Genomic DNA, 20,286 nt, shown 5'->3' on the forward strand with positions numbered 1-20,286 from the left:
CATGTATATGGATCAGGCGAGTGGTCTGCGCAAAATGCGTCAAAACAATCGAGTAAAAGTAATCGCCGTTTCCGGTGGTAAAGGTGGCGTGGGCAAGACCAACGTGACCCTGAACGTGGCCGGAGCCATGGCCGCCCAAGGCAAGCGGGTGATGGTGCTGGATGCCGACTTGGGTCTGGCCAACGTCGACGTCATGCTGGGGCTGCGGGTTCATCGTAACCTCTCTCACGTGCTGGCGGGTGAATGCACCATCGACGACATCATCGTCGAAGGTCCTTACGGCATGATGATCGTGCCTGCGACCTCGGGCACCCAGTCCATGGTCGAGCTTTCTCCGGTGCAGCATGCCGAGCTTATCCGTGCCTTCAGCGAAATGAAGACCCAGGTCGACATCCTGCTGGTGGATACGGCTGCGGGGATCTCCGACATGGTGCTGAGCTTCACCCGTGCCGCTCAGGACATCATGGTGGTGGTCTGTGATGAGCCGACCTCCATCACCGATGCCTACGCCCTCATCAAGATCCTATCCAAGGATCACGGCGTGTTTCGTTTCAAGGTGGTGGCCAATATGGTGCGCAGTCTGCGCGAAGGGCAGGAGCTCTTTGCCAAACTGACCCGGGTCACGGATCGTTTCCTCGACACCTCGCTGGAACTGGTCGCCTGTGTACCCTATGACACCAATCTGCGTGCCGCCGTGCGCAAGCAGAAGCTGATTGTCGAGGCGTTTCCCAAGTCGCCGGCCGCACTGGCGTTCCGGGCCCTTGCCAACAAGGCGGCGAGCTGGCCGGTGCCCAACCAGCCGGGCGGCCATCTGGAGTTTTTCCTGGAAAATTTGTTGCAGAAACCGGCCACAACACAGGAAGGTTCCCGTGAATAAAGCCCAAGCGTACTTGCGTCATCAGGATTCCTACGTGCTGGTGGAGCGTCATGCTCCCCTGGTCAAGCGAATTGCCCAGCATTTGTTGGCTCGCCTGCCCAGCAGTGTCTTGCTGGATGACCTGATCCAGGCAGGTATGATTGGGCTGCTTGAAGCCTCCCGCAACTTTGACGGTAGCAAGGGGGCCAGCTTCGAGACGTATGCCGGGATCCGGATCCGTGGCGCCATGCTGGATGAGATCCGGCGTGGTGACTGGGTACCCCGCTCTGTGCATCGCAACAGTCGGGCTATTGCAGAAGCGATCGAGAATGTCGAGCAGACTCACGGGCGTGACGCGCGAGATACCGAGGTTGCTGCCGAGATGGGGGTCTCCATCGCTGATTACCATGCGATGCTGCAAGACGTCTCTTGCGGCAAAATTATCGGTATCGAGGATCTGGGGGTCAGCGAGGATGTGATCGGTAACCCCGATGATGCTCCTTCAGGCTCGGGATTCGATGAATTGGCTGCCGAGCGATTTCAGATTCAATTATCCGAGCAAATTGGTCGTCTACCAGAGAGAGAAGCTTTGGTTCTCTCTCTTTACTACGATGAAGAGCTGAATTTGCGTGAAATTGGCGAGGTTTTGAATGTCAGCGAGTCGCGTGTGAGCCAGATCCACAGTCAGGCAATGCACAGATTGCGTGCTCGTTTGAGAGATTGGCATCTATAAGTGTTTGTACTGGCTACACTGAGATGAAACTCTAAGGCATAATCCGCACGACACAACCCGTTTTTAGCATCATGTAAGTGAGCCACTCTGGTGGCTATTTAGGAGGGAATTTTGGACAAGAACATGAAAATCCTCATTGTTGACGATTTTTCAACGATGCGCCGGATTATCAAGAACTTGCTGCGCGACTTGGGATTCAACAATACCCATGAGGCGGATGACGGCAATACAGCGCTGCCGATGCTGAAAAATGGTGATTTTCAGTTTGTAGTTACCGACTGGAACATGCCTGGCATGCAAGGTATTGACCTGCTTAAAGCCATCCGTGTCGATGAGAAGCTCAAGCATCTGCCGGTTCTGATGGTAACCGCTGAAGCCAAACGTGAGCAGATCATTGAAGCCGCCCAAGCTGGCGTCAACGGTTACATCGTCAAGCCCTTCACCGCAGCAACGCTCAAAGAAAAACTCGACAAAATTTTCGAACGAATTGGCTAAGGAGCTGCAGGGATGATGGCCAAAACGAGAGCAATGATTTCGCTCGACCAGGCAAGGATGCTTGTTGCTCATCTGGAGCAAGGCGAATTTGAGCTGGCCGATGAACTGCTTGCCGAAGTATGTGCCCCCAACGCAGCCGATCTGTTTGAAAAAGTAGGTCAGCTGACCCGACAACTGCATGATTCACTTCAAGAATTTCGCCTCGATCCCCGTATTCCCGATTTGGCTACTCATGATATTCCCGATGCTCGGGAACGCTTGAGCTACGTTATCGATATGACCGACAAAGCGGCCAATCGCACAATGGATGCGGTGGAAGCCAGTTTGCCGATAGCGGATCGCCTGAATGACAATATCCAGCTGGTGATGCCGAACTGGAATGCCCTCATGTCTCGTGACATGAGCGTGGGGCAGTTCAAATCCTTATGTCACCAACTTGATGATTTTATTAAGGCTTCAGAGTCTGATGCCGATAAATTACGGCAACTGCTGACAGAAATCCTGATGGCACAAGATTTTCAGGATTTGACAGGTCAGATGATCCGCAAGGTCATCAAGCTTGTTCAGGAAGTTGAAACAAAATTAATAGAAATGCTGACCATGTTTGGTGAGGCTTCTGCTGAGCATTCAACTCGTAGTATTCCTGTCAACGGGATTGAAGCAGAGGGCCCTATCATGAACCCCGAGGCTCGTGCCGATGTGGTCAATGGTCAGGATGATGTGGACGATCTGCTGTCTAGCTTGGGATTCTAATGGAGTGACGCATGGCCTTCGAAGTTGATGAAGACATACTGCAAGACTTTCTGGTCGAAGCATCCGAAATATTGGAACAGTTGTCTGAACAACTGGTCGACTTGGAAAAGCGGCCCGATGACAAGAACCTGTTGAATGCCATCTTTCGCGGTTTCCATACCGTGAAAGGGGGGGCAGGTTTTCTGTCGCTCGGTGAACTTGTTGATGTATGCCACGGTGCGGAAAACGTGTTCGATATCTTGCGTAATGGCAAGCGAACCGTTACTGCGGAGCTGATGGATGTGATCCTGCAAGCGCTGGATGCCATCAATGTCATGTTCGCCCAGGTTCAAAATCGCGAAGCACCCAGCCCTGCGTCAGATGATTTGCTTCATGACCTCCATGAGTTGTGCAAGCCGGAAGGGGAAGAGCAACTGCGCACGGCTACCAGTGCGGCAGCGGCTGTAGAATCTGAACCTGCAGCACCGGTAGTTGTTGAAGAAGTTGCTCCAGAAGTTGTTGAACCCGCAGCCATCAGCAGCGAGCCTGCTCCTGTCAATGGCGGCGGCTCGATCGATGAAATTTCTGCAGACGAATTTGAACGTCTGCTGGACGAGCTCCACGGCGTGGGTGGGGCTCCGACCAAGACGGCTGCAGCAGCCCCGATAGCTGGTGGCTCTGGCGATATCACCGATGATGAGTTTGAGGCCTTGCTGGACCAGCTACATGGCCAGGGACAGCACATGGGGGCGCCAGAGGTAAATCCTCTGAAGTCGGTGCAAAAAGAGGTGGACGAGCTTATCGATGATGATGAGTTTGAGCGTCTGCTTGATGAATTGCATGGCCGTGGCCAAGGGCCTCAGAGTACTATGGCACCTGCCGCACCTGCCGCACCTGCCGCACCTGCCGCACCTGCCGCACCTGCTGCACCTGCCGCACCTGCTGCACCTGCTGCACCTGCTGCGGTGACTCCGCCCAAACCGACCACTCCTGTAGCCAAATCTGCACCGGCTGCCCCCGCAAAACCTGCCGAAGCAGCCAAGGCACCAGCGCCAGCCGCCAAGTCTGCGCCTGCGCCAGCAGAAAACAGTGCCGTGCAAAGTGATACGACGGTGCGGGTGGATACCAAGACCCTCGATGTCATCATGAACATGGTAGGTGAGTTAGTACTGGTTCGTAACCGGCTGGTGAGCCTGGGTATTGCCAGTAATGATGAAGAGATGTCAAAGGCGGTTGCCAATCTGGATGTGGTAACGGCTGACCTGCAAGGTGCGGTCATGAAAACCCGCATGCAGCCAATCAAGAAGGTATTTGGTCGTTTCCCGCGTGTGGTGCGTGATCTGGCCAGAACCCTTAAGAAAGAGATTGAGCTGGTGATGGTGGGGGAAGAGACAGATCTGGATAAAAACCTGGTGGAGGCGCTCGCCGATCCTCTGGTTCACCTTGTTCGCAACTCATGCGATCACGGGGTCGAAATGCCGGATGTGCGGGAGAAAGCGGGCAAACCGCGGCAAGGGACGATCACCCTTAGCGCCTCCCAGCAAGGTGACCATATTCTGCTTTGCATCGAGGATGATGGAGCAGGGATGGATCCTGAGAAACTCAAGTCCATCGCAATCAGTCGCGGTGTTCTGGATGCAGATACTGCCGCTCGCATGAGCGACAACGATGCCTATAACCTGATCTTTGCCCCGGGCTTTTCAACCAAGGCCGAGATCTCCGATATCTCTGGCCGTGGTGTCGGAATGGATGTGGTTAAAACCAGCATTGTCAGTCTCAATGGGTCGGTGCACATCGATTCCACCTGGGGGAAAGGTACCCGTCTCGAAATCAAGGTTCCGTTGACGCTAGCCATTCTGCCGACTCTGATGGTGGAAGTGGGTGAGCAGACCTTCGCACTTCCCCTTGGTTGTGTGAACGAGATTTTCCATCTGGATCTGAAAAAGGCCAACATGGTTGATGGCCAGCTCACCATCATTGTGCGCGAGAAGGCGATACCGCTCTTCTATCTGCATAAATGGTTGATTCGTGGCGCCAACAAGCGTTCACGTCAGGATACCGGACATGTGGTGATCGTGCAGATTGGCACTCAGCAAATCGGGTTTGTGGTAGACAGTCTGATTGGTCAGGAAGAGGTGGTGATCAAGCCACTCGATAACCTGCTGCAAGGCACCCCTGGCATGGCCGGGGCGACCATTACCAGTGATGGTGGAATTGCTCTTATTTTGGATGTGCCGAGTCTGCTCAAAGCATATGCGCGTAGACATTAATAGCTCAGGCCCAAGGAGTTAGAAAAACAACAATGGCAGTCAAGGTATTAGTTGTCGACGATTCGAGCTTCTTTCGCCGTCGGGTGAGCGAGATCATCAATCAGGATCCCATGCTGACGGTGATTGATACGGCCCAGAATGGACGTGAGGCGGTGGACAAGGCGATGTCGCTGCGCCCTGATGTGATCACCATGGACATCGAAATGCCCGTGATGGATGGCATCAGTGCGGTGCGGGAGATCATGGCCAAGTGCCCAACCCCCATTCTGATGTTCTCCTCCCTGACCCATGAAGGGGCCAAGGCTACGCTGGATGCGCTGGACGCCGGTGCCCTCGACTTCTTACCCAAGAAGTTTGAGGACATTGCCAGAGACAAAGATGAAGCGGTCAGACTGTTGCAACAGCGGGTGAAGGAGATCTCCCGCAAGCGCTTCCTGATGACATCTGCTGCTCGCCCCAAAGCACCTGAACCGGTTACTCGTGCTCCGCTGGGCAGCACTGCGCCCAGAACTCCTGATCGTCAGCTTGACCTGCAACGTACGGTGCCAAGTGCCTCATTCAAGCGCAGTGGCAAGAGTTATCAGTTGGTGGCGATTGGCACTTCTACCGGCGGACCAGTTGCTTTGCAAAATGTGCTGACCAAGTTGCCGGGGGATTTTCCCCATCCCATCCTGCTTATCCAGCATATGCCAGCCACTTTTACTGCCGCGTTTGCTGCCCGTCTCAACGGGTTATGTCAGATTGGCGTCAAGGAAGCGGAAGATGGCGATGTGCTTAAACCAGGGCATGCCTATCTTGCTCCCGGTGGCAAACAGATGCTGCTGGAAGGTCGTGGTGCAGGGGCCCGCATTCGCATTGTGGATGGCAACGACAAGGTCAATTACAAGCCTTGTGTGGACATCACTTTTGCCTCTGCGGCCAAAACCTATGCCGACAAGGTATTGGCGATTGTGCTGACCGGTATGGGGGCTGATGGCCGTGATGGAGCCAGACTGCTGAAAGAGCAGGGAGCAACCATCTGGGCTCAGGATGAGGCTTCCTGCGTGGTATATGGTATGCCCCAAGCAGTAGCCAAAGCGGGGATTGCCAGCGAATCACTCCCTCTGGACAAGGTGGCCCAGCGTATTCTGGTTGAGTTGGGGCGCTAATCATGGGCTTGCTCGGTCTGCTCCTGGCATTGGGGGCTATTGCCATCGCGCAACTGTGGCATGGCGGTTCCCTTTTGACGCTGGTGGACGGCCCCGCTTTTTTGATCGTACTGGGTGGTACCGTTGGTGCCGTCACGTTGCAGACCCCAGCCAAGTACATCTTGCTGGCGTTGCGCCAGCTGTTATGGATTTTTACCCCTCCCCACCAAGATCTTGCGACGCAGGCCGAACGGTTGCAGTCATGGGCCGTCTTTGCGCGCCAGCAAGGGCTGCTTGCCCTTGAAAACCAGGCCGAGCAGGAGGAGGATAACTTTACCCGCCAAGGGCTTGGTATGATTGTCGATGGGGTCTCCACAGAGGATATCCGTATGCTGCTGGAAGCGGACATCGATATCGAGCAGGAGCGCAATGAACATGCCGCCAGGGTATTTGAAGCCATGGGGGGGTACAGTCCGACCATCGGGATCATCGGTGCCGTGCTGGGCCTGATCCAGGCCATGTTTCATCTCGAAGACCCGTCAGCACTTGGGGCGGGGATCGCAGTGGCATTTGTGGCAACCATCTATGGAGTGGGGTTTGCCAACCTCATCTACCTGCCTATCGCCAACCGGCTACGTGCATTTCACTATCACTATGCACTCTTTCAGGAGATGACCCTGGAAGGGCTGCTGGCTATCGCCCATGGTGAAAACGGCTTGCAGGTTGAACGCCGGCTCAGGGCCTATTTGAAAGGAGAGTAGCCATGCGCAAGCGCTATCGGTTGCACTTGCAGGGTCGCGAGCATCTTGACCGTTGGCTGGTCTCCTATGCCGATTATATGACGCTGATCTTTGCCTTGTTCGTGGTGCTTTACTCTGTTGCGCTGGTGAACAAGGACAAGTATCGCGCGGTGATTGATGGTATGAGCCAGGCGTTCAGTGTCATGCAGTCTGGCGGCAATGGCTTGCTTGAAGGGCAGGGTAATTCCCTGCTGGATAACCCGGTATCTGCCTCTCCATCGTTGCTGGAAAGCCCAGCATCCCCCTCTCCTTCACTTGCTCCTATTTCTGGTGTGCCAGTGCTGCAAGATGGCGCGACACTTGCAAAACTCGATATGCAGTTGCAACAGAGCATGGGCTCGCTGGTGGATGCCGGTATCGTCAAACTGACGCAAGATGAGAACTGGCTGACGGTTGAACTCAGTTCCGGCTTGTTGTTTGGCAGCGGCAGTGCCTTTTTGGGACCAAACGCTGCACCGGTCATTAATACTCTTTCAAGTATTCTCAAACCGGTCGATAACTATGTAAGGGTTCGGGGTTATACCGATAACCAACAGATAAATAATGAAATTTATCGTTCTAACTGGGCGCTTTCTGCTGCTCGGGCCGAAGCGGTACTCAATGGTTTGATTGCAGATGGGATCGCCCCCCAGCGTCTGGCGTTCGAGGCATATGGCGAGTTTTCCCCTTTTGCTGACAACGGCAGCGAGCAGGGCAGACTGCAGAATCGCAAGGTTGTGGTCGCTATCTCCAAATTTGCCTGGGTGCCGCCGGCACCTGTGGTTGCAACACCGACGGTAGTTGCTGAACCGGTTCCTGCTGTACAGCAGGCGGTGGATGCAGGAGAGATAAAGGTGATCACCTTGCCCGGTGGTGGCATACGCATAACAACAAGGCAGGATTGATACAGTGATTGTTTGGACGGTTGCCAACCAGAAAGGTGGTGTGGGTAAAACCACCACAGTGGTCTCGCTTGCGGGGATCCTGGCCCAGCGTGGCCAGCGGGTGCTGTTGATTGATACCGACCCCCATGCTTCGCTGACTGCATATCTTGATTTTGATTCAGATCGCCTGGATGGAACCCTCTATGAGTTGTTTCAAGCTGTCAAACCGACAGCCGAGCTTGTCAATAAACTGACGCTCAAGACCAAATTCGAAAATATCAACTTGCTGCCAGCATCTATTACCTTGGCGACCCTTGATCGGGTGATGGGCAATCGTGAGGGGATGGGACTGGTACTGAAACGGGCACTGCTGCGCATTCAGGATCAATATGATTACGTGCTGATCGATTGCCCGCCAGTGCTGGGGGTGATGATGGTCAACGCGCTGGCTGCCTGCGATCGCATTCTGGTGCCTGTCCAGACCGAATTTCTGGCCCTCAAGGGGTTGGAGCGGATGATGAAAACATTCGAGATCATGCAGCGTTCCAAGCGTGACAAGTTTCGCTATACCGTGATCCCGACCATGTTTGACAAGCGCACCCGTGCTTCTTTGATGACCTTGAAATCGATCAAGGATCAATATGGGGATTCAGTGTGGAATGCGGTGATCCCTATTGATACCAAGTTTCGGGATGCCAGCTTGCTGCATATTCCCCCGTCTATCTATTCTCCCGGGAGTCGTGGAACCTATGCATATGAAACGCTGCTCAATCATCTTGATGCCCTTGAGCGGCAACGGGTTCATGAGGTGACGGCATGAGAGATACCATTCAAGTTCGGGCGATGGATGACTATTTCCATTCCCTGCTGCTCGATGAGCCACTGGTGCTGGATGAGGTAGAAGAGGCTCAATCCGCCCCTGTTTTACAGTTGCAACGTCAGCCCCAAAGCGTCCCCGAGGTAGTCGCCGCACCTTACCTCGAAAGCGATCCACGGCTTGCCCAACTTGGTGAGCTATTGGCTCAGGTGGGACAAGTCCAGTTTGAGAATGACGCCTTCACCCAGGAGATAACACTCACCGCACCGCTGGAGATTGTGGCGGAGGAGTCACTGTTGCCGGTGGAGCCTGAGTGGCCTGCGGAGGTGCTGCTCCCCGAGGTTGCGGAGCCCCATACTACTATCCTGACCGAGACAGCGCTGGAGGTTGCTCCGGTAGAGGCCAGTGAACCTGTTACCTGGGAAAATATCGATACTGGCAAAGAGTTTCAGGCCCTTTTCTTTGAAGTCGCGGGTGTGACGTTTGCGGTCCCGTTGACCGAGCTGGGTGGTATTCATCAGCTGGGCGAGATCACCTCCCTGTTTGGCCAGCCGGGCTGGTACAAGGGGATCATGACCTCTCGCGAGCAGAAGATGAATGTGGTCGATACTGCCCAGTGGGTCATGCCGGGTCAACATCTCGAGATGGATGATTACAAGTATCTGATTATGCTTGGTGAATCGCCGTGGGGATTAGCCTGCCACCATCTCAAAGGGACTGAATTGTTACACCGTGACCAGGTGAAATGGCGCCATCAGGAGGGCAAGCGCCCCTGGTTGGCGGGCATGGTTAAAGAAAAAATGTGTGCCCTGTTACACGTCCGCGAATTGCTCCTGTTGCTGGAGCGTGGGGTTAACATAGAAGGTCGCTGATAACTTCTGCAATCGAGCTGTTTTATTGCTAGTTTTAGCAGTAGACGTTTTCATAAAAGGAATAAAAACATGACAGAAAAGCGCAATATTGCACAGAATCTGGCCGAAGATGAAGTGCTGCAATGGGTAACCTTCCAACTGGAAAACGAAACCTACGGCATCAATGTGATGCAGGTTCAGGAGGTGTTGCGCTACACCGAAATTGCACCGGTGCCGGGTGCGCCTGAGTACGTGCTGGGGATCATCAACCTGCGTGGCAATGTGGTGACTGTTATCGATACCCGTTCCCGTTTCGGTCTGCCTTCCGGTGATGTGAGTGAAAACTCCAGGATCGTGATCATCGAGGCCGAGAAGCAGGTGATTGGCATCATGGTCGACAGCGTGGCAGAAGTGGTTTATCTGCGCTCTTCCGAAATCGATGCGGCACCTGCGGTCGGTACTGAAGAGAGCGCCAAGTTTATTCAGGGGGTGAGCAACCGTGATGGGCAACTGCTGATCCTAGTTGACTTGAACAAGCTGCTCTCCGATGAAGAGTGGGAAGATATCGGTTCCCTCTGATAAGTAAGGTGATGTTTTGATAATCGAGATGGTTGCCTTGGGGATGTCCCTGATTGCCTTGGCGTTTGCCTCTTATATCTGGTTCAAGAGCAAGCGCAGCAAGCAGGAGTCCGAGGCCAGTGTGGCAACCCTGCAAGGTCAGTTGGAAAGCTTGCGCAAGCAGATGATGGAACTCCATACCGGTGCCATTGGCATGGGGCAGCGTCTGCAGTCGGTGGAAGGGGCGATGCAGCAGGTCAATGAGCGCCAGCAAGAGCTGACCATGCAGGATCCCGAACGCAGGCTCTACAGCCGAGCGGCAAAGATGGTCGAACTGGGCGCCGATCTTGATGAAGTCATGAGTGAGTGCGAGTTGCCAAAGGCAGAGGCTGAGCTCTTGATATCGTTGCGAAAAGGTCGCTCTTGATGATTCAGGAAGGCAATTGCCTTCCTGAATTTTATGGCGTGCAGCCGCTTGCCCCTCAGCTGCGTTGAGCGGATGGTTTCTACCGCATTTTCTTTGTGATCCCGGTCGCCAGTCAGTTCAATTGTTGCATCTTTGAAAAGACGTATTCCAATACTGTGTTAAGATGCAGACCGCTTCATTTTCTCTGAAAAAATCCCCATGCTGCTTCAAGTTAACAATCTGAGCTGCGTGCGTGAAGATCGCACTCTGTTTGAACACCTCTCTTTCTCTGTTGCGCCCGGCGATCTGGTGCAAATTGAAGGGCCCAACGGGGTCGGCAAGACCAGCCTGTTGCGGTTGTTGACCGGGCTGTCGCAGCCGTTTGCCGGTGAGGTGTGCTGGAATGGGGAGAATATTCGTCACTGTCGCGATGAGTATCATGCCAATCTGCTCTATCTCGGCCATCAGCCCGGTGTCAAAGCGGCGCTGACCCCTTTTGAAAACCTGAAGTTCTACCAGCAGTTACATCACCCGCAGCAAACAGAGACTGACTTGTGGCAGATATTGGCCCGGGTTGGGCTGGCCGGATTTGAAGAGAACCCGACCGGGCAACTCTCTGCAGGCCAGCAACGCCGGGTGGCTCTGGCCAGACTCTGGCTGTCACAGAAACCGGCACTCTGGATCCTCGATGAGCCCTTTACCGCCATCGACAAGCAGGGGGTCAAGGTGCTCGAGCAGCTTTTTCTGGCCCACGCTGAGCGGGGCGGCATGGTGATCCTCACCACCCATCAGGATCTGACCCTGATGCAGGGACGGCTGAAGACTATCTCGTTGATCCCCTTCGCCTCGACATTGCAGGAGTAACGCCATGTTGCGCGCTGTTATGCACCTTATTCACCGTGAACTGCTGATGGCTCTGCGCCAGCGTTCCGATATTCTCAATCCGCTCTGGTTTTTCCTCATCGTCATCACCCTGTTTCCGTTAGGCATTGGCCCTGAGCCCAAACTGCTGGCCCGTATTGCCCCGGGGATCATCTGGGTGGCGGCGCTATTGGCGGCCATGCTGTCGCTGGAGCGACTGTTTCGCGACGACTTTGCCGATGGCGCGCTGGAGCAGATGATGCTGATGCCGCACCCGCTGGGCTTGCTGGCGCTGGCGAAAGTGGTCGCTCACTGGCTGCTGACCGGCTTGCCGCTGCTGCTGATCTCTCCCTTGCTGGCGATTTTGCTGTCGCTGGATATGAACACCTATCTGGCTGTCGTCTCGACGCTGGCACTTGGCACTCCGGTATTGAGTCTGCTCGGCGCGGTCGGGGTTGCGTTGACGGTGGGATTGCGCAAAGGCGGGGTGCTGCTCAGTCTGCTGATCCTGCCGCTCTATATTCCGGTACTGATTTTTGCCACCTCAGCCATCGATGCCGCGGGGATGAGCTTGCCCTATGGTGGGCAGCTTGCCATTCTGGCCGCCATGCTGGTGGGGGCTTTGACACTGACACCGCTGGCTGTGTCGGCGGCGTTGCGGGTCAGCCTCAACTGATGGCCGTGAGCTGAGCCGGATTTGGCTCCGAACGGAGTCTTTTTGCAAAAAATAATGTTGCGATGGATCAAGGAGAGTGCCGCTTATTGCTTTCGGGGTATTTGATGCTGCCCTGCGGTCGGTATGGTAGGCCTCGCCAAACGATTAATAACAAAAAGGTTTTGTGAGCTATGTGGAAATGGTTGCACCCTTATGCCAAACCGGAGCGTGCCTATCAGCTGGCAGGCACGCTGTTGCCCTGGTTTGCGGTGATTAGTCTGCTCTCGTTTGTGATCGGTACTGTCTGGGGCCTCGCGTTTGCGCCAGCGGATTACCAGCAGGGAGATTCGTTCCGGATCATCTATATCCACGTGCCTTCCGCCATTCTCTCCATGGGGGCCTACTCCACCATGGCGGTGGCTGCCTTTATCGGCCTGGTGTGGCAACTGCGGATGGCGGACATGACGGTTGCAGCCATTGCACCGGTTGGCGCTGTATTTACCTTTATTGCCCTCTTTACCGGTGCCGCCTGGGGCAAACCGATGTGGGGTACCTGGTGGGTGTGGGATGCACGGCTCACCTCTGAGCTGATCCTGCTGTTTCTCTACCTCGGCGTGATTGCTCTCTACAACGCCTTCAGCGACAAGGTGGTCGCTGGCCGTGCGGCCGGCATTCTGGCGCTGGTTGGGGTGATCAACCTGCCCATCATTCACTACTCGGTGGAGTGGTGGAATACCCTGCATCAGGGAGCCACCATCACCAAATTTGACAAACCCTCCATTTCACCCGAGATGCTCTGGCCGCTGCTGATCATGATCCTGGCGTTTGCCACGTTTCTCGGGGCCCTGACCCTGATGCGTTTTCGCAATGAACTCCTGATGCGGGAGTGGCATCGCCCCTGGGTCAAAGAGATTGCAGAGCAGGAGAAGTAAGCATGCACTTTGCCTCTTTCAGTGATTTTATGGCGATGGGCGGTTACGCCTTCTATGTCTGGCTCTCTTTTGGCCTGACGCTGGTGTGTCTGGTCGGCATCATTATTTCTACCCGCATGAAAACCCGCAGCCTGCTCGCCGAGTTGCGCAGCAAACAGGCGCGTGAGGCCCGTCGCAAGGCGGCCCAGCAGATGGAGAACACCCTATGAATCCGAGACGCAAAAAACGCCTCACCATCATTCTTGCCATCACCCTGGGTCTGGCGACCGTCAGCGGGCTGGTGCTCTACGCCCTCAGTCAGAATATCGACCTCTTCTATACCCCGAGCGAGCTGGTGGAGGGGAAGGGGCCGGACAAGATCAAGCCGGAAGAGGGGCAGCGCCTGCGCATCGGTGGGTTGGTCGTGCCGGGGTCGGTGCAGCGGGATCCCCAGAGCCTCAAGGTTGCCTTCAAGCTGGTGGATAACGGCGGTCATCTGGTGAAGGTCGAGTTTGACGGCATCCTGCCGGACCTGTTCCGTGAAGGGCAGGGGATTGTTGCCCAGGGCACCCTCAAGGATGCCACGACCGTAGAGGCGTTCGAGGTGTTGGCCAAGCACGATGAGAACTACATGCCGCCGGAAGTGGCCGATGCCACCAACGGTATGCACTTCAAGCCGGAGTATACCGAGGCGCAGTTGAAGGGAGCCAAGCAGTGATCCCTGTGGTGTTTGCCTTTTCCGCTTTGCCTGCCGTGCGTGGTGCGGCTGTTGTCACCGTTCAATTGAAAGGAATGCCTTCATGATCCCGGAATTAGGTCAGTTTGCGCTGATCCTGGCCTTTGCCACCGCCCTGCTGCTGGGCAGCTACCCGCTGCTAGGCGCTAGTTGGGGGCGTCTTGGCATGATGTCGGCGGCCCGTCCGCTCGCCTATGCCCAGTTTTTGTTGCTGCTGCTGTCGTTTCTCTGCCTGACCTGGGCCTTTATCGATAACGACTTCACCGTGCAGTATGTGGCCACTAACTCCAATAGCCTGCTGCCGCTGGCCTATCGCATCTCGGCGGTATGGGGGGCCCACGAAGGCTCCCTGCTGCTGTGGGTACTGACCCTGGGTGGCTGGACTGCGGCGGTGGCCATGTTCAGTCGCCGTCTGCCGCTCGATGCTGTCGCGCGGGTACTCGGCGTGTTGGGGCTGATCTCGGTCGGCTTCACTGCCTTCGTGCTGTTCACCTCCGATCCCTTCACCCGCACCTTTCCCTATTTCCCGGTAGATGGTCGTGACCTCAATCCGCTGCTGCAGGATCCGGGTCTTATCTTCCATCCGCCGATGCTCTACATGGGTTATGTGGGTTTCTCGGTGGCGTTTGCCTTTGCCATTGCTTCGCTGATGACCGGCCGTCTCGATGCGACCTGGGCTCGCTGGTCGCGCCCCTGGACCATGGCTGCCTGGGTATTCCTGACCCTCGGCATCGTGCTCGGCTCTTGGTGGGCCTACTACGAGCTCGGTTGGGGCGGCTGGTGGTTCTGGGATCCGGTAGAAAACGCCTCGTTTATGCCTTGGCTGGCGGGTACCGCTCTGCTGCACTCGCTGGCGGTGAGCGAGAAGCGCGCCACCTTCAAGGCGTGGACCGTGCTGCTGGCCCTGTCAGCCTTCTCGTTGAGCCTGTTGGGTACCTTCCTAGTGCGCTCCGGCGTGCTGGTGTCGGTCCATGCGTTTGCCTCCGATCCGACCCGCGGTCTGTTTATTCTCGGCTTCCTGCTGGCGGTGATCGGCTCATCCTTGCTGCTGTTTGCCTTCAAAGGCTCGCAGGTGAAGAGCCACGGCAAACACGAGCTGTGGAGCCGCGAGACCCTGCTGCTTTGCAACAACATCATGCTGGTTGCAGGTCTGCTGACCGTGCTGCTCGGTACCTTGCTGCCGCTGGTGCACAAGGAGCTGGGGCTGGGGAGCATTTCCATCGGTACTCCCTTCTTCAACCACATCTACAGCTGGCTGATCATCCCGTTTGCCCTGCTGCTGGGGGTTGGCCCGCTGTTTCGCTGGCGTCGTCAGGAGCTGGGGGAACTCAAAAGCAAGGTGGTCGTGGCACTGGTGCTGAGTCTGGCCGCAGCCTTGCTGTTGCCGCTGCTCTTGGCCGAAACCTTCAAGCCGTGGGCGGCGGTAGGGATTGGTCTGGGCGTCTGGATCATCGTCACCAGCGTGCAGGAGACCTGGGCGCGAGCGACCCACAAGCACAGCTTTGCAGTAGGTGTGCGCAAGCTTGGCAACAGCCACTGGGCCATGATCCTCGGCCATGTGGGGCTGGCAGTCAGCATCATAGGTATCGCCTGCACCCAGAACTACAGCATCGAGAAGGATCTGCGGATGCAGGCGGGTGATCGGGTGCACTTTGCCGATTACGAGTTCGTCTTTGCCGGGATCAAGGAGAAGAACGGCCCCAACTACGATGGCTTCAAGGGCGTGCTGGAAGTGCACCGCAATGGCAAGCAGGTCGCCCTGCTCAAGCCCGAGAAGCGGATGTACAAGGTGACCCGGATGCCGATGACCGAAGCGGCCATCGATGCCGGTATCACCCGCGATCTCTATGCGGCGCTGGGGGAACAGCTCGACAACGGTGCCTGGGCGGTGCGGATCTACTACAAGCCGTTCGTGCGCTGGATCTGGTTCGGCGGCGTTTTTATGGCCATTGGTGGCGTGCTGGCGATGCTGGACAAGCGTTACCGTTTCGGCCGTCGTGAGGAGGAGGCCAAGGCATGAACAAAAAGACCTGGTTGTTTTTAATCCCCTTTATCGTCTTTTTGCTGGGGGCTGTGTTCCTGTTTAAGGGGCTCTACTCCGATCCCACCAAGCTTGAGTCCGTGATGGTGGGTAAAGAGGTGCCGGTGTTCACCCTGCAGGACATTTACGATCTGAAAAAGCAGCACGATCGCAGTATCCTGACTGGTCGCCCCATGCTGCTCAACGTCTGGGCTACCTGGTGTCCCACCTGCTATGGCGAGCACACCTACCTCAAACAGCTGGCAGGGCAGGGTATTCCCATCATCGGCATGAACTACAAGGATGAGCGCGACAAGGCGATCAAATGGCTGGCTGAGCTGGGCAACCCCTATCAAGTCAACCTCTATGATCCGGACGGCATGCTGGGGCTGGATCTCGGGGTATACGGCGCGCCGGAGACCTTCTTTATCGACAGCAAGGGGATCATCCGGTATCGCCACGTGGGGGATATCAACCCCGAGAACTGGGCGTCGACCCTCAAACCTATCTTTGATGCCATGAAGTGAGGGGAGTCTTGATGAGAGTATTTATTGCTTCCCTGCTGCTGTTGCTGGGATGGGTGGTGCAAGCGCCGGCCATGGCCGCTATCGATGTCTACACCTTCGACAACGACAATCAGGAGCAGGTCTTTCGCGAACTGACCAAGGAGCTGCGTTGCCCCAAGTGCCAGAACCAGGATATCGCCGACTCCAATGCGGGGCTGGCCAAGGACTTGCGCGACAAGACCTACCAGATGGTGCGCGAGGGCAAGGATAAAGAGGAGATCGTGGATTACATGGTGGCCCGCTACGGCAACTTTATCCTCTATAACCCGCCCCTGATGGCCTCCACCCTGATCCTCTGGCTTGGTCCGCTGCTGGTGATCCTGATCGGTGGCGCCGTGGTCGTGATGCGCAGTCGCCGGTCCCCTGCGGTGAAAAAACAACTGGATAACGCCCTGAGCGAGGAGGAGCAGCGCCGACTGGCCGAGCTGCTCAAAGAGGAAGAGAAACAATGACCGCTTTTTGGATAGTGATTGCGGGCTTGCTGGTGCTGGTGAGTCTGGCGCTCGTCGTGCCGCTGTGGCGTGGTGAAGGCAAACAGAGCATCAGTCGCTCGGCGCTCAACAAACAGCTCTATCGCCAGCGGCTGCTGGAGATTGGCGAAGAGCGCGAGCAGGGTGTCCTGGCTGAGGAGTCCGACTCGCTGGTCGAGCTGCAACGAAGCCTCTTGGATGATATCCCTGATGTGGAGCAGACTGCCCGCAGTGGCAAGAGTCTGACCTGGATCCCGGGTGTACTGGTGCTGTTGGTGGTGAGTCTGGGGCTCTACTACAAGTTGGGCTCCTGGCAAGAGGTGAGTCGCTGGCAAGATGCCAGCAGCCGTCTTGGCGAGCTGAGCAACCGCATTCTGGTGGAACGCGATGCCCAGGTGACCGAGCAGGATCTGCTGGATTTCACGCTGGCACTGCGTACCCGCCTCAAGGATGAACCGAACGACTACCGCGGCTGGCTGCTGCTGGGACGCTTGGCGCTGGATGGCAATGATCCCGAGATGGCCAGCGAGGCGCTGGAGCGGGCCTACACGCTTGCCCCCCAGAAATCGCTGGTGGCGGTGCCCTATGCGCAGGCGCTGATGATGACGGGGGATGAGGCGCAAGCGGATACCCTGTTGCAGACTGCTATCGCGCAGGATCCGGACAATATTGAAGCGCGTTCCGTCTATGCCTTTATGGCGCTGCAAAAAGAGGACTTCCAGACCGCGCTGGCTCGCTGGCAGGCGATGTTGCCACTGATGGAGAAAGGCACTCCCCGTTACGTGATGGTCGAGCGCTCCATGGAGTATGCCCGCGCGCAGCTTAAACAGCGCGGCATCGAGGTGACGAATTCAGGCGCAGCCAACGCGGGTGAAGCTGAGAGAAAACCGCTGGCGGTGAAGGAGGGGGAGTTCCCCATCCACGTCACGTTGGCGGCGGGCATTCAGATGCCGGAAGATGCCCATCTCTTCGTCTTTGCCGTGGTGCCTAACGGGCCGCCCATGCCCATCGCCGTGAAGCGTATCGCAGGGCCAACCTTGCCTGTAACCCTGTCACTCGGGGATGGCGATGCCATGATGGAAGGCAGCAAACTGGCGGCCTATCCGGAGCTGCAGTTCAAGGCACGTCTCTCGCGCGGTGGCAATGTGATGAACAAGGAAGGAGCCTTCGAAGGGGTATCCGTGCCGGTCAAGACGGCCGAGATCCCTGCTGCTCCGATTGACATCCGCATCGATCACGCCCTCTAATATGCCTTTGGATAACCCGGCTCCTGGATAGGAGCCGGGTTATCTATACTTCTGATAAATCAAAATAAAACGTCAGGACAATCATATGTATCTTCGTTCAGGGGCCATACTGGCAGCCCTCTTGCTGGCTGGCTGTGCCGGTGGCCCACCCAAGCCTGGCCCAGAGAGTCTGGATCTCAATCCCGGCATGAATAATCCGGGTGCCACCAGTACGGCGGCCGATCCCCGCGATCCCTTCCAGGGGGCCAACCGGGCCATGTGGGCGGTCAACTATGATGTGCTGGAGCCCTATGTGGCACGTCCTGTGGTACATGCCTATGCCCGCTACATTCCGGTAGGGGTGAAGGATGGCATTGCCAACTTTGTTGCCAACTTTGATGAGCCAAGCAGCATGGTGAACCATCTGATCACCGGTGATTTGAAGGGGGCGGGCACCAACCTAGGGCGCTTTACCCTCAACACCACGGTCGGTCTGCTGGGTATCTTTGATGTGGCCAAACATGCCGGCCTCGAGCGTAACAAGCTGGAAATGGACACAGTGCTGGGCAGGGCCGATATCGGTAATGGTGCCTACATCATGGTGCCTGTCTACGGCCCGACTACCACCCGGGAGCTGGTTGGCGATGCGATTGACAGCTTCTACTTCCCCTATGCCCTGTTAACCTTCCCGATGAAGGTTGCACACTGGGCACTGGATGGCTTGGGCACACGTGCCAAGCTGATCGATCAGGAGCGGATCATCGACAACTCCCTCGATCCTTATGCGCTGACCAAGGACTTCTACCTGCAATATAACCAGGGCAAGGTGATGGGCAAGCAGACCGAGCTGAAAGCGTCTCAGCAAGAGCAGGCTGACGATGCCAATCTGGATGAATACATGGACGAGTTGGACCAGTAAGCGGGTCATCTCGATATGTAAAAGGCGCCTGCGGGCGCCTTATTCATTTACGCAGCCCTATCGAGATAAAAAAACGCCCCGCAGTGCGGGGCGTTTTGGCAAGCGAGGCTGATTAAACAGCCAGATTCTTGGCCACGAATTCCCAGTTAACCAGAGCCCAGAAGGTTTCCATGTACTTCGGACGCAGGTTGCGGAAGTCGATGTAGTAGGCGTGCTCCCACAGGTCAACGGTCAGCAGCGGGGTGGTACCGGCTTCAGTCAGCGGGCAGCCAGCGTTGGAGGTGTTGACGATAGCCAGAGAGCCGTCAGCTTTCTTCACCAGCCAAGTCCAGCTGGAACCGAAGTTGCCGATGGCAGATTTGGTGAAGGCATCTTTGAACTCGGCGAAGGAGCCGAATGCCTTGTTGATGGCCTCAGCCAGGGCGCCAGTCGGCTCGCCACCGCCATTCGGGGAGAGGCAGTGCCAGTAGAAGGTGTGGTTCCAGATCTGGGCGGCGTTGTTGAAGATGCCGCCGTTGGAGGTCTTGATGATCTCTTCCAGAGACTTGCCTTCAAACTCGGTACCCGGCACCAGATTGTTCAGGTTGACCACGTAGGTGTTGTGGTGCTTGCCGTGGTGATATTCCAGAGTTTCCTGGGAGATGTGCGGTTCCAGAGCGTTGATTGCATAGGGCAGAGCGGGAAGTTCGAATGCCATTTTCTACTCTCCATTGGCTGGACCGTGCGAAGGCGACGGTTGCAAGACATTGCGTACTCTTTTCTATATGTGAAAAGAGTTGTTTTTAAAATGATGGGGCTGGGTAGCCCAAAGCCAAGGGATTGTAGCAGTATCAAAGATGGCCTAACAACTCTTGATTGGCGCCATGATCGCGATCAATCCTGTGTGGGTTCTTTGCACAATTCGAGCCGGGTCACCCCTTTGTCAGTTTGTGCTCGGGCAAGATTGCAGTAGAATGGCCGCCGAAATCGCTCTAGTGAGGCACCTATGGAAACTATTGAAAAGATCAAGCAGCAGCTGGCTGACAACCCCATCATCATCTACATGAAGGGCTCCCCCAAGCTACCCAGCTGTGGCTTCTCTGCCCAGGCCTCCCAGGCTCTGATGTCCTGCGGCGAGCCGTTTGCCTACGTTGATATCCTGCAAAATCCGGATATCCGCGCCGAATTGCCAAAATTCGCCAACTGGCCGACCTTCCCCCAACTGTGGGTTGAAGGTGAGCTGATCGGTGGCTGTGACATCATGATCGAGATGTTCCAGGCCGGCGAGTTGCAGGCTCTGATCAAAGAGACTGCTGCCAAGTACAAGAAAGATGATGCTGCAGCCGAGTAATCGGTTCTGTGTTGTCGAGAGGGAGCCTTATAGGCTAATGCCAGTCAGTTAAGAGAATTTGAGTCCCAACCCGCGGGGTATATG

At 56.1% G+C, this 20,286-nt stretch carries 24 protein-coding genes; 23 read left to right on the plus strand and 1 reads right to left on the minus strand.

What is annotated here, in order from left to right; translation table 11 throughout:
* Nucleotide 1: 1 nt before the first annotated feature.
* The 22 genes from AACT07_RS19005 to AACT07_RS19110 all read left to right on the plus strand — a co-directional run bounded on the left by AACT07_RS19005 (nt 2) and on the right by AACT07_RS19110 (nt 18,872).
* Entirely contained in the window at nt 2-877 is an 876-nt protein-coding gene (locus AACT07_RS19005; RefSeq protein ID WP_013723550.1) for a MinD/ParA family protein, read from the plus strand.
* Complete coding sequence (locus tag AACT07_RS19010; RefSeq protein ID WP_019444723.1) at nt 870-1,589, plus strand: RNA polymerase sigma factor FliA; 720 nt, start codon at nt 870-872, stop codon at nt 1,587-1,589. The genes AACT07_RS19005 and AACT07_RS19010 overlap by 8 nt, the downstream gene beginning before the upstream one ends.
* 123 nt (nt 1,590-1,712) lie before the next feature.
* Nucleotides 1,713-2,084 (plus strand): chemotaxis response regulator CheY, encoded by a 372-nt coding sequence (cheY, locus tag AACT07_RS19015; protein WP_005334709.1) that lies wholly within the window; start codon nt 1,713-1,715, stop codon nt 2,082-2,084.
* A gap of 12 nt (nt 2,085-2,096) precedes the next feature.
* Nucleotides 2,097-2,837 carry a protein phosphatase CheZ gene (locus tag AACT07_RS19020; RefSeq protein ID WP_005353668.1) on the plus strand — a complete coding sequence of 247 codons (741 nt, stop codon included), beginning with the start codon at nt 2,097-2,099 and terminating at the stop codon, nt 2,835-2,837.
* Between the two features lie 11 nt (nt 2,838-2,848).
* Nucleotides 2,849-5,086, plus strand: a complete 2,238-nt coding sequence (locus tag AACT07_RS19025; RefSeq protein WP_069529543.1) for a chemotaxis protein CheA — start codon at nt 2,849-2,851, stop codon at nt 5,084-5,086.
* A 32-nt stretch (nt 5,087-5,118) separates the two neighbouring features.
* Nucleotides 5,119-6,234, plus strand: coding sequence for a protein-glutamate methylesterase/protein-glutamine glutaminase (locus AACT07_RS19030; protein ID WP_069529544.1), 1,116 nt, complete (start codon nt 5,119-5,121; stop codon nt 6,232-6,234).
* Nucleotides 6,235-6,236: 2 nt separating this feature from the next.
* Nucleotides 6,237-6,974, plus strand: a complete 738-nt coding sequence (locus AACT07_RS19035) for a flagellar motor protein (RefSeq protein ID WP_005334700.1) — start codon at nt 6,237-6,239, stop codon at nt 6,972-6,974.
* A 2-nt stretch (nt 6,975-6,976) separates the two neighbouring features.
* The gene (locus AACT07_RS19040) at nt 6,977-7,897 is read left to right on the plus strand and encodes a flagellar motor protein MotB (RefSeq protein ID WP_005334698.1); all 921 of its coding nucleotides are present in this window, start codon (nt 6,977-6,979) and stop codon (nt 7,895-7,897) included.
* Between the two features lie 4 nt (nt 7,898-7,901).
* The gene (locus AACT07_RS19045; protein WP_005334696.1) at nt 7,902-8,696 is read left to right on the plus strand and encodes a ParA family protein; all 795 of its coding nucleotides are present in this window, start codon (nt 7,902-7,904) and stop codon (nt 8,694-8,696) included.
* The gene (locus AACT07_RS19050; RefSeq protein ID WP_069529546.1) at nt 8,693-9,565 is read left to right on the plus strand and encodes a chemotaxis protein CheW; all 873 of its coding nucleotides are present in this window, start codon (nt 8,693-8,695) and stop codon (nt 9,563-9,565) included. Before AACT07_RS19045 ends, AACT07_RS19050 begins: the two co-directional genes overlap by 4 nt.
* A gap of 69 nt (nt 9,566-9,634) precedes the next feature.
* Nucleotides 9,635-10,123 carry a chemotaxis protein CheW gene (locus AACT07_RS19055; RefSeq protein WP_005298836.1) on the plus strand — a complete coding sequence of 163 codons (489 nt, stop codon included), beginning with the start codon at nt 9,635-9,637 and terminating at the stop codon, nt 10,121-10,123.
* Between the two features lie 28 nt (nt 10,124-10,151).
* Nucleotides 10,152-10,529, plus strand: a complete 378-nt coding sequence (locus tag AACT07_RS19060) for a DUF2802 domain-containing protein (RefSeq protein ID WP_005334692.1) — start codon at nt 10,152-10,154, stop codon at nt 10,527-10,529.
* Nucleotides 10,530-10,727: 198 nt separating this feature from the next.
* Nucleotides 10,728-11,372, plus strand: coding sequence for a cytochrome c biogenesis heme-transporting ATPase CcmA (gene ccmA, locus AACT07_RS19065; protein WP_064335790.1), 645 nt, complete (start codon nt 10,728-10,730; stop codon nt 11,370-11,372).
* A gap of 4 nt (nt 11,373-11,376) precedes the next feature.
* The gene (ccmB, locus tag AACT07_RS19070; RefSeq protein ID WP_069529547.1) at nt 11,377-12,045 is read left to right on the plus strand and encodes a heme exporter protein CcmB; all 669 of its coding nucleotides are present in this window, start codon (nt 11,377-11,379) and stop codon (nt 12,043-12,045) included.
* 170 nt (nt 12,046-12,215) lie between these two features.
* Entirely contained in the window at nt 12,216-12,956 is a 741-nt protein-coding gene (locus AACT07_RS19075) for a heme ABC transporter permease (RefSeq protein ID WP_043820935.1), read from the plus strand.
* 2 nt (nt 12,957-12,958) lie between these two features.
* Complete coding sequence (gene ccmD, locus AACT07_RS19080; protein ID WP_005353657.1) at nt 12,959-13,165, plus strand: heme exporter protein CcmD; 207 nt, start codon at nt 12,959-12,961, stop codon at nt 13,163-13,165.
* Nucleotides 13,162-13,653, plus strand: coding sequence for a cytochrome c maturation protein CcmE (ccmE, locus tag AACT07_RS19085; RefSeq protein WP_005334685.1), 492 nt, complete (start codon nt 13,162-13,164; stop codon nt 13,651-13,653). The genes ccmD and ccmE overlap by 4 nt, the downstream gene beginning before the upstream one ends.
* An 82-nt stretch (nt 13,654-13,735) precedes the next feature.
* Nucleotides 13,736-15,691, plus strand: coding sequence for a heme lyase CcmF/NrfE family subunit (locus tag AACT07_RS19090; RefSeq protein ID WP_069529549.1), 1,956 nt, complete (start codon nt 13,736-13,738; stop codon nt 15,689-15,691).
* The gene (locus AACT07_RS19095; RefSeq protein ID WP_064335794.1) at nt 15,688-16,218 is read left to right on the plus strand and encodes a DsbE family thiol:disulfide interchange protein; all 531 of its coding nucleotides are present in this window, start codon (nt 15,688-15,690) and stop codon (nt 16,216-16,218) included. Before AACT07_RS19090 ends, AACT07_RS19095 begins: the two co-directional genes overlap by 4 nt.
* Before the next feature lie 11 nt (nt 16,219-16,229).
* Nucleotides 16,230-16,709, plus strand: coding sequence for a cytochrome c-type biogenesis protein (locus tag AACT07_RS19100; RefSeq protein WP_019444734.1), 480 nt, complete (start codon nt 16,230-16,232; stop codon nt 16,707-16,709).
* Complete coding sequence (gene ccmI, locus AACT07_RS19105) at nt 16,706-17,974, plus strand: c-type cytochrome biogenesis protein CcmI (RefSeq protein ID WP_069529551.1); 1,269 nt, start codon at nt 16,706-16,708, stop codon at nt 17,972-17,974. The genes AACT07_RS19100 and ccmI overlap by 4 nt, the downstream gene beginning before the upstream one ends.
* Before the next feature lie 85 nt (nt 17,975-18,059).
* Entirely contained in the window at nt 18,060-18,872 is an 813-nt protein-coding gene (locus AACT07_RS19110) for an MlaA family lipoprotein (protein WP_069529552.1), read from the plus strand.
* A gap of 112 nt (nt 18,873-18,984) precedes the next feature.
* Here the strand turns inward: AACT07_RS19110 and sodB are convergent, their stop codons facing one another.
* A complete protein-coding gene (gene sodB / locus AACT07_RS19115) occupies nt 18,985-19,569 on the minus strand; it encodes a superoxide dismutase [Fe] (protein WP_069529554.1) in 585 nt (194 codons plus the stop codon).
* A gap of 288 nt (nt 19,570-19,857) precedes the next feature.
* Here sodB and AACT07_RS19120 point away from each other — a divergent pair, with 288 nt between their 5' ends.
* Nucleotides 19,858-20,202, plus strand: coding sequence for a Grx4 family monothiol glutaredoxin (locus AACT07_RS19120; RefSeq protein ID WP_005353650.1), 345 nt, complete (start codon nt 19,858-19,860; stop codon nt 20,200-20,202).
* Nucleotides 20,203-20,286 lie beyond the last annotated feature (84 nt).

Source organism: Aeromonas sp. ANP5, from assembly GCF_963870295.1.
GTDB lineage: Bacteria > Pseudomonadota > Gammaproteobacteria > Enterobacterales > Aeromonadaceae > Aeromonas > Aeromonas veronii.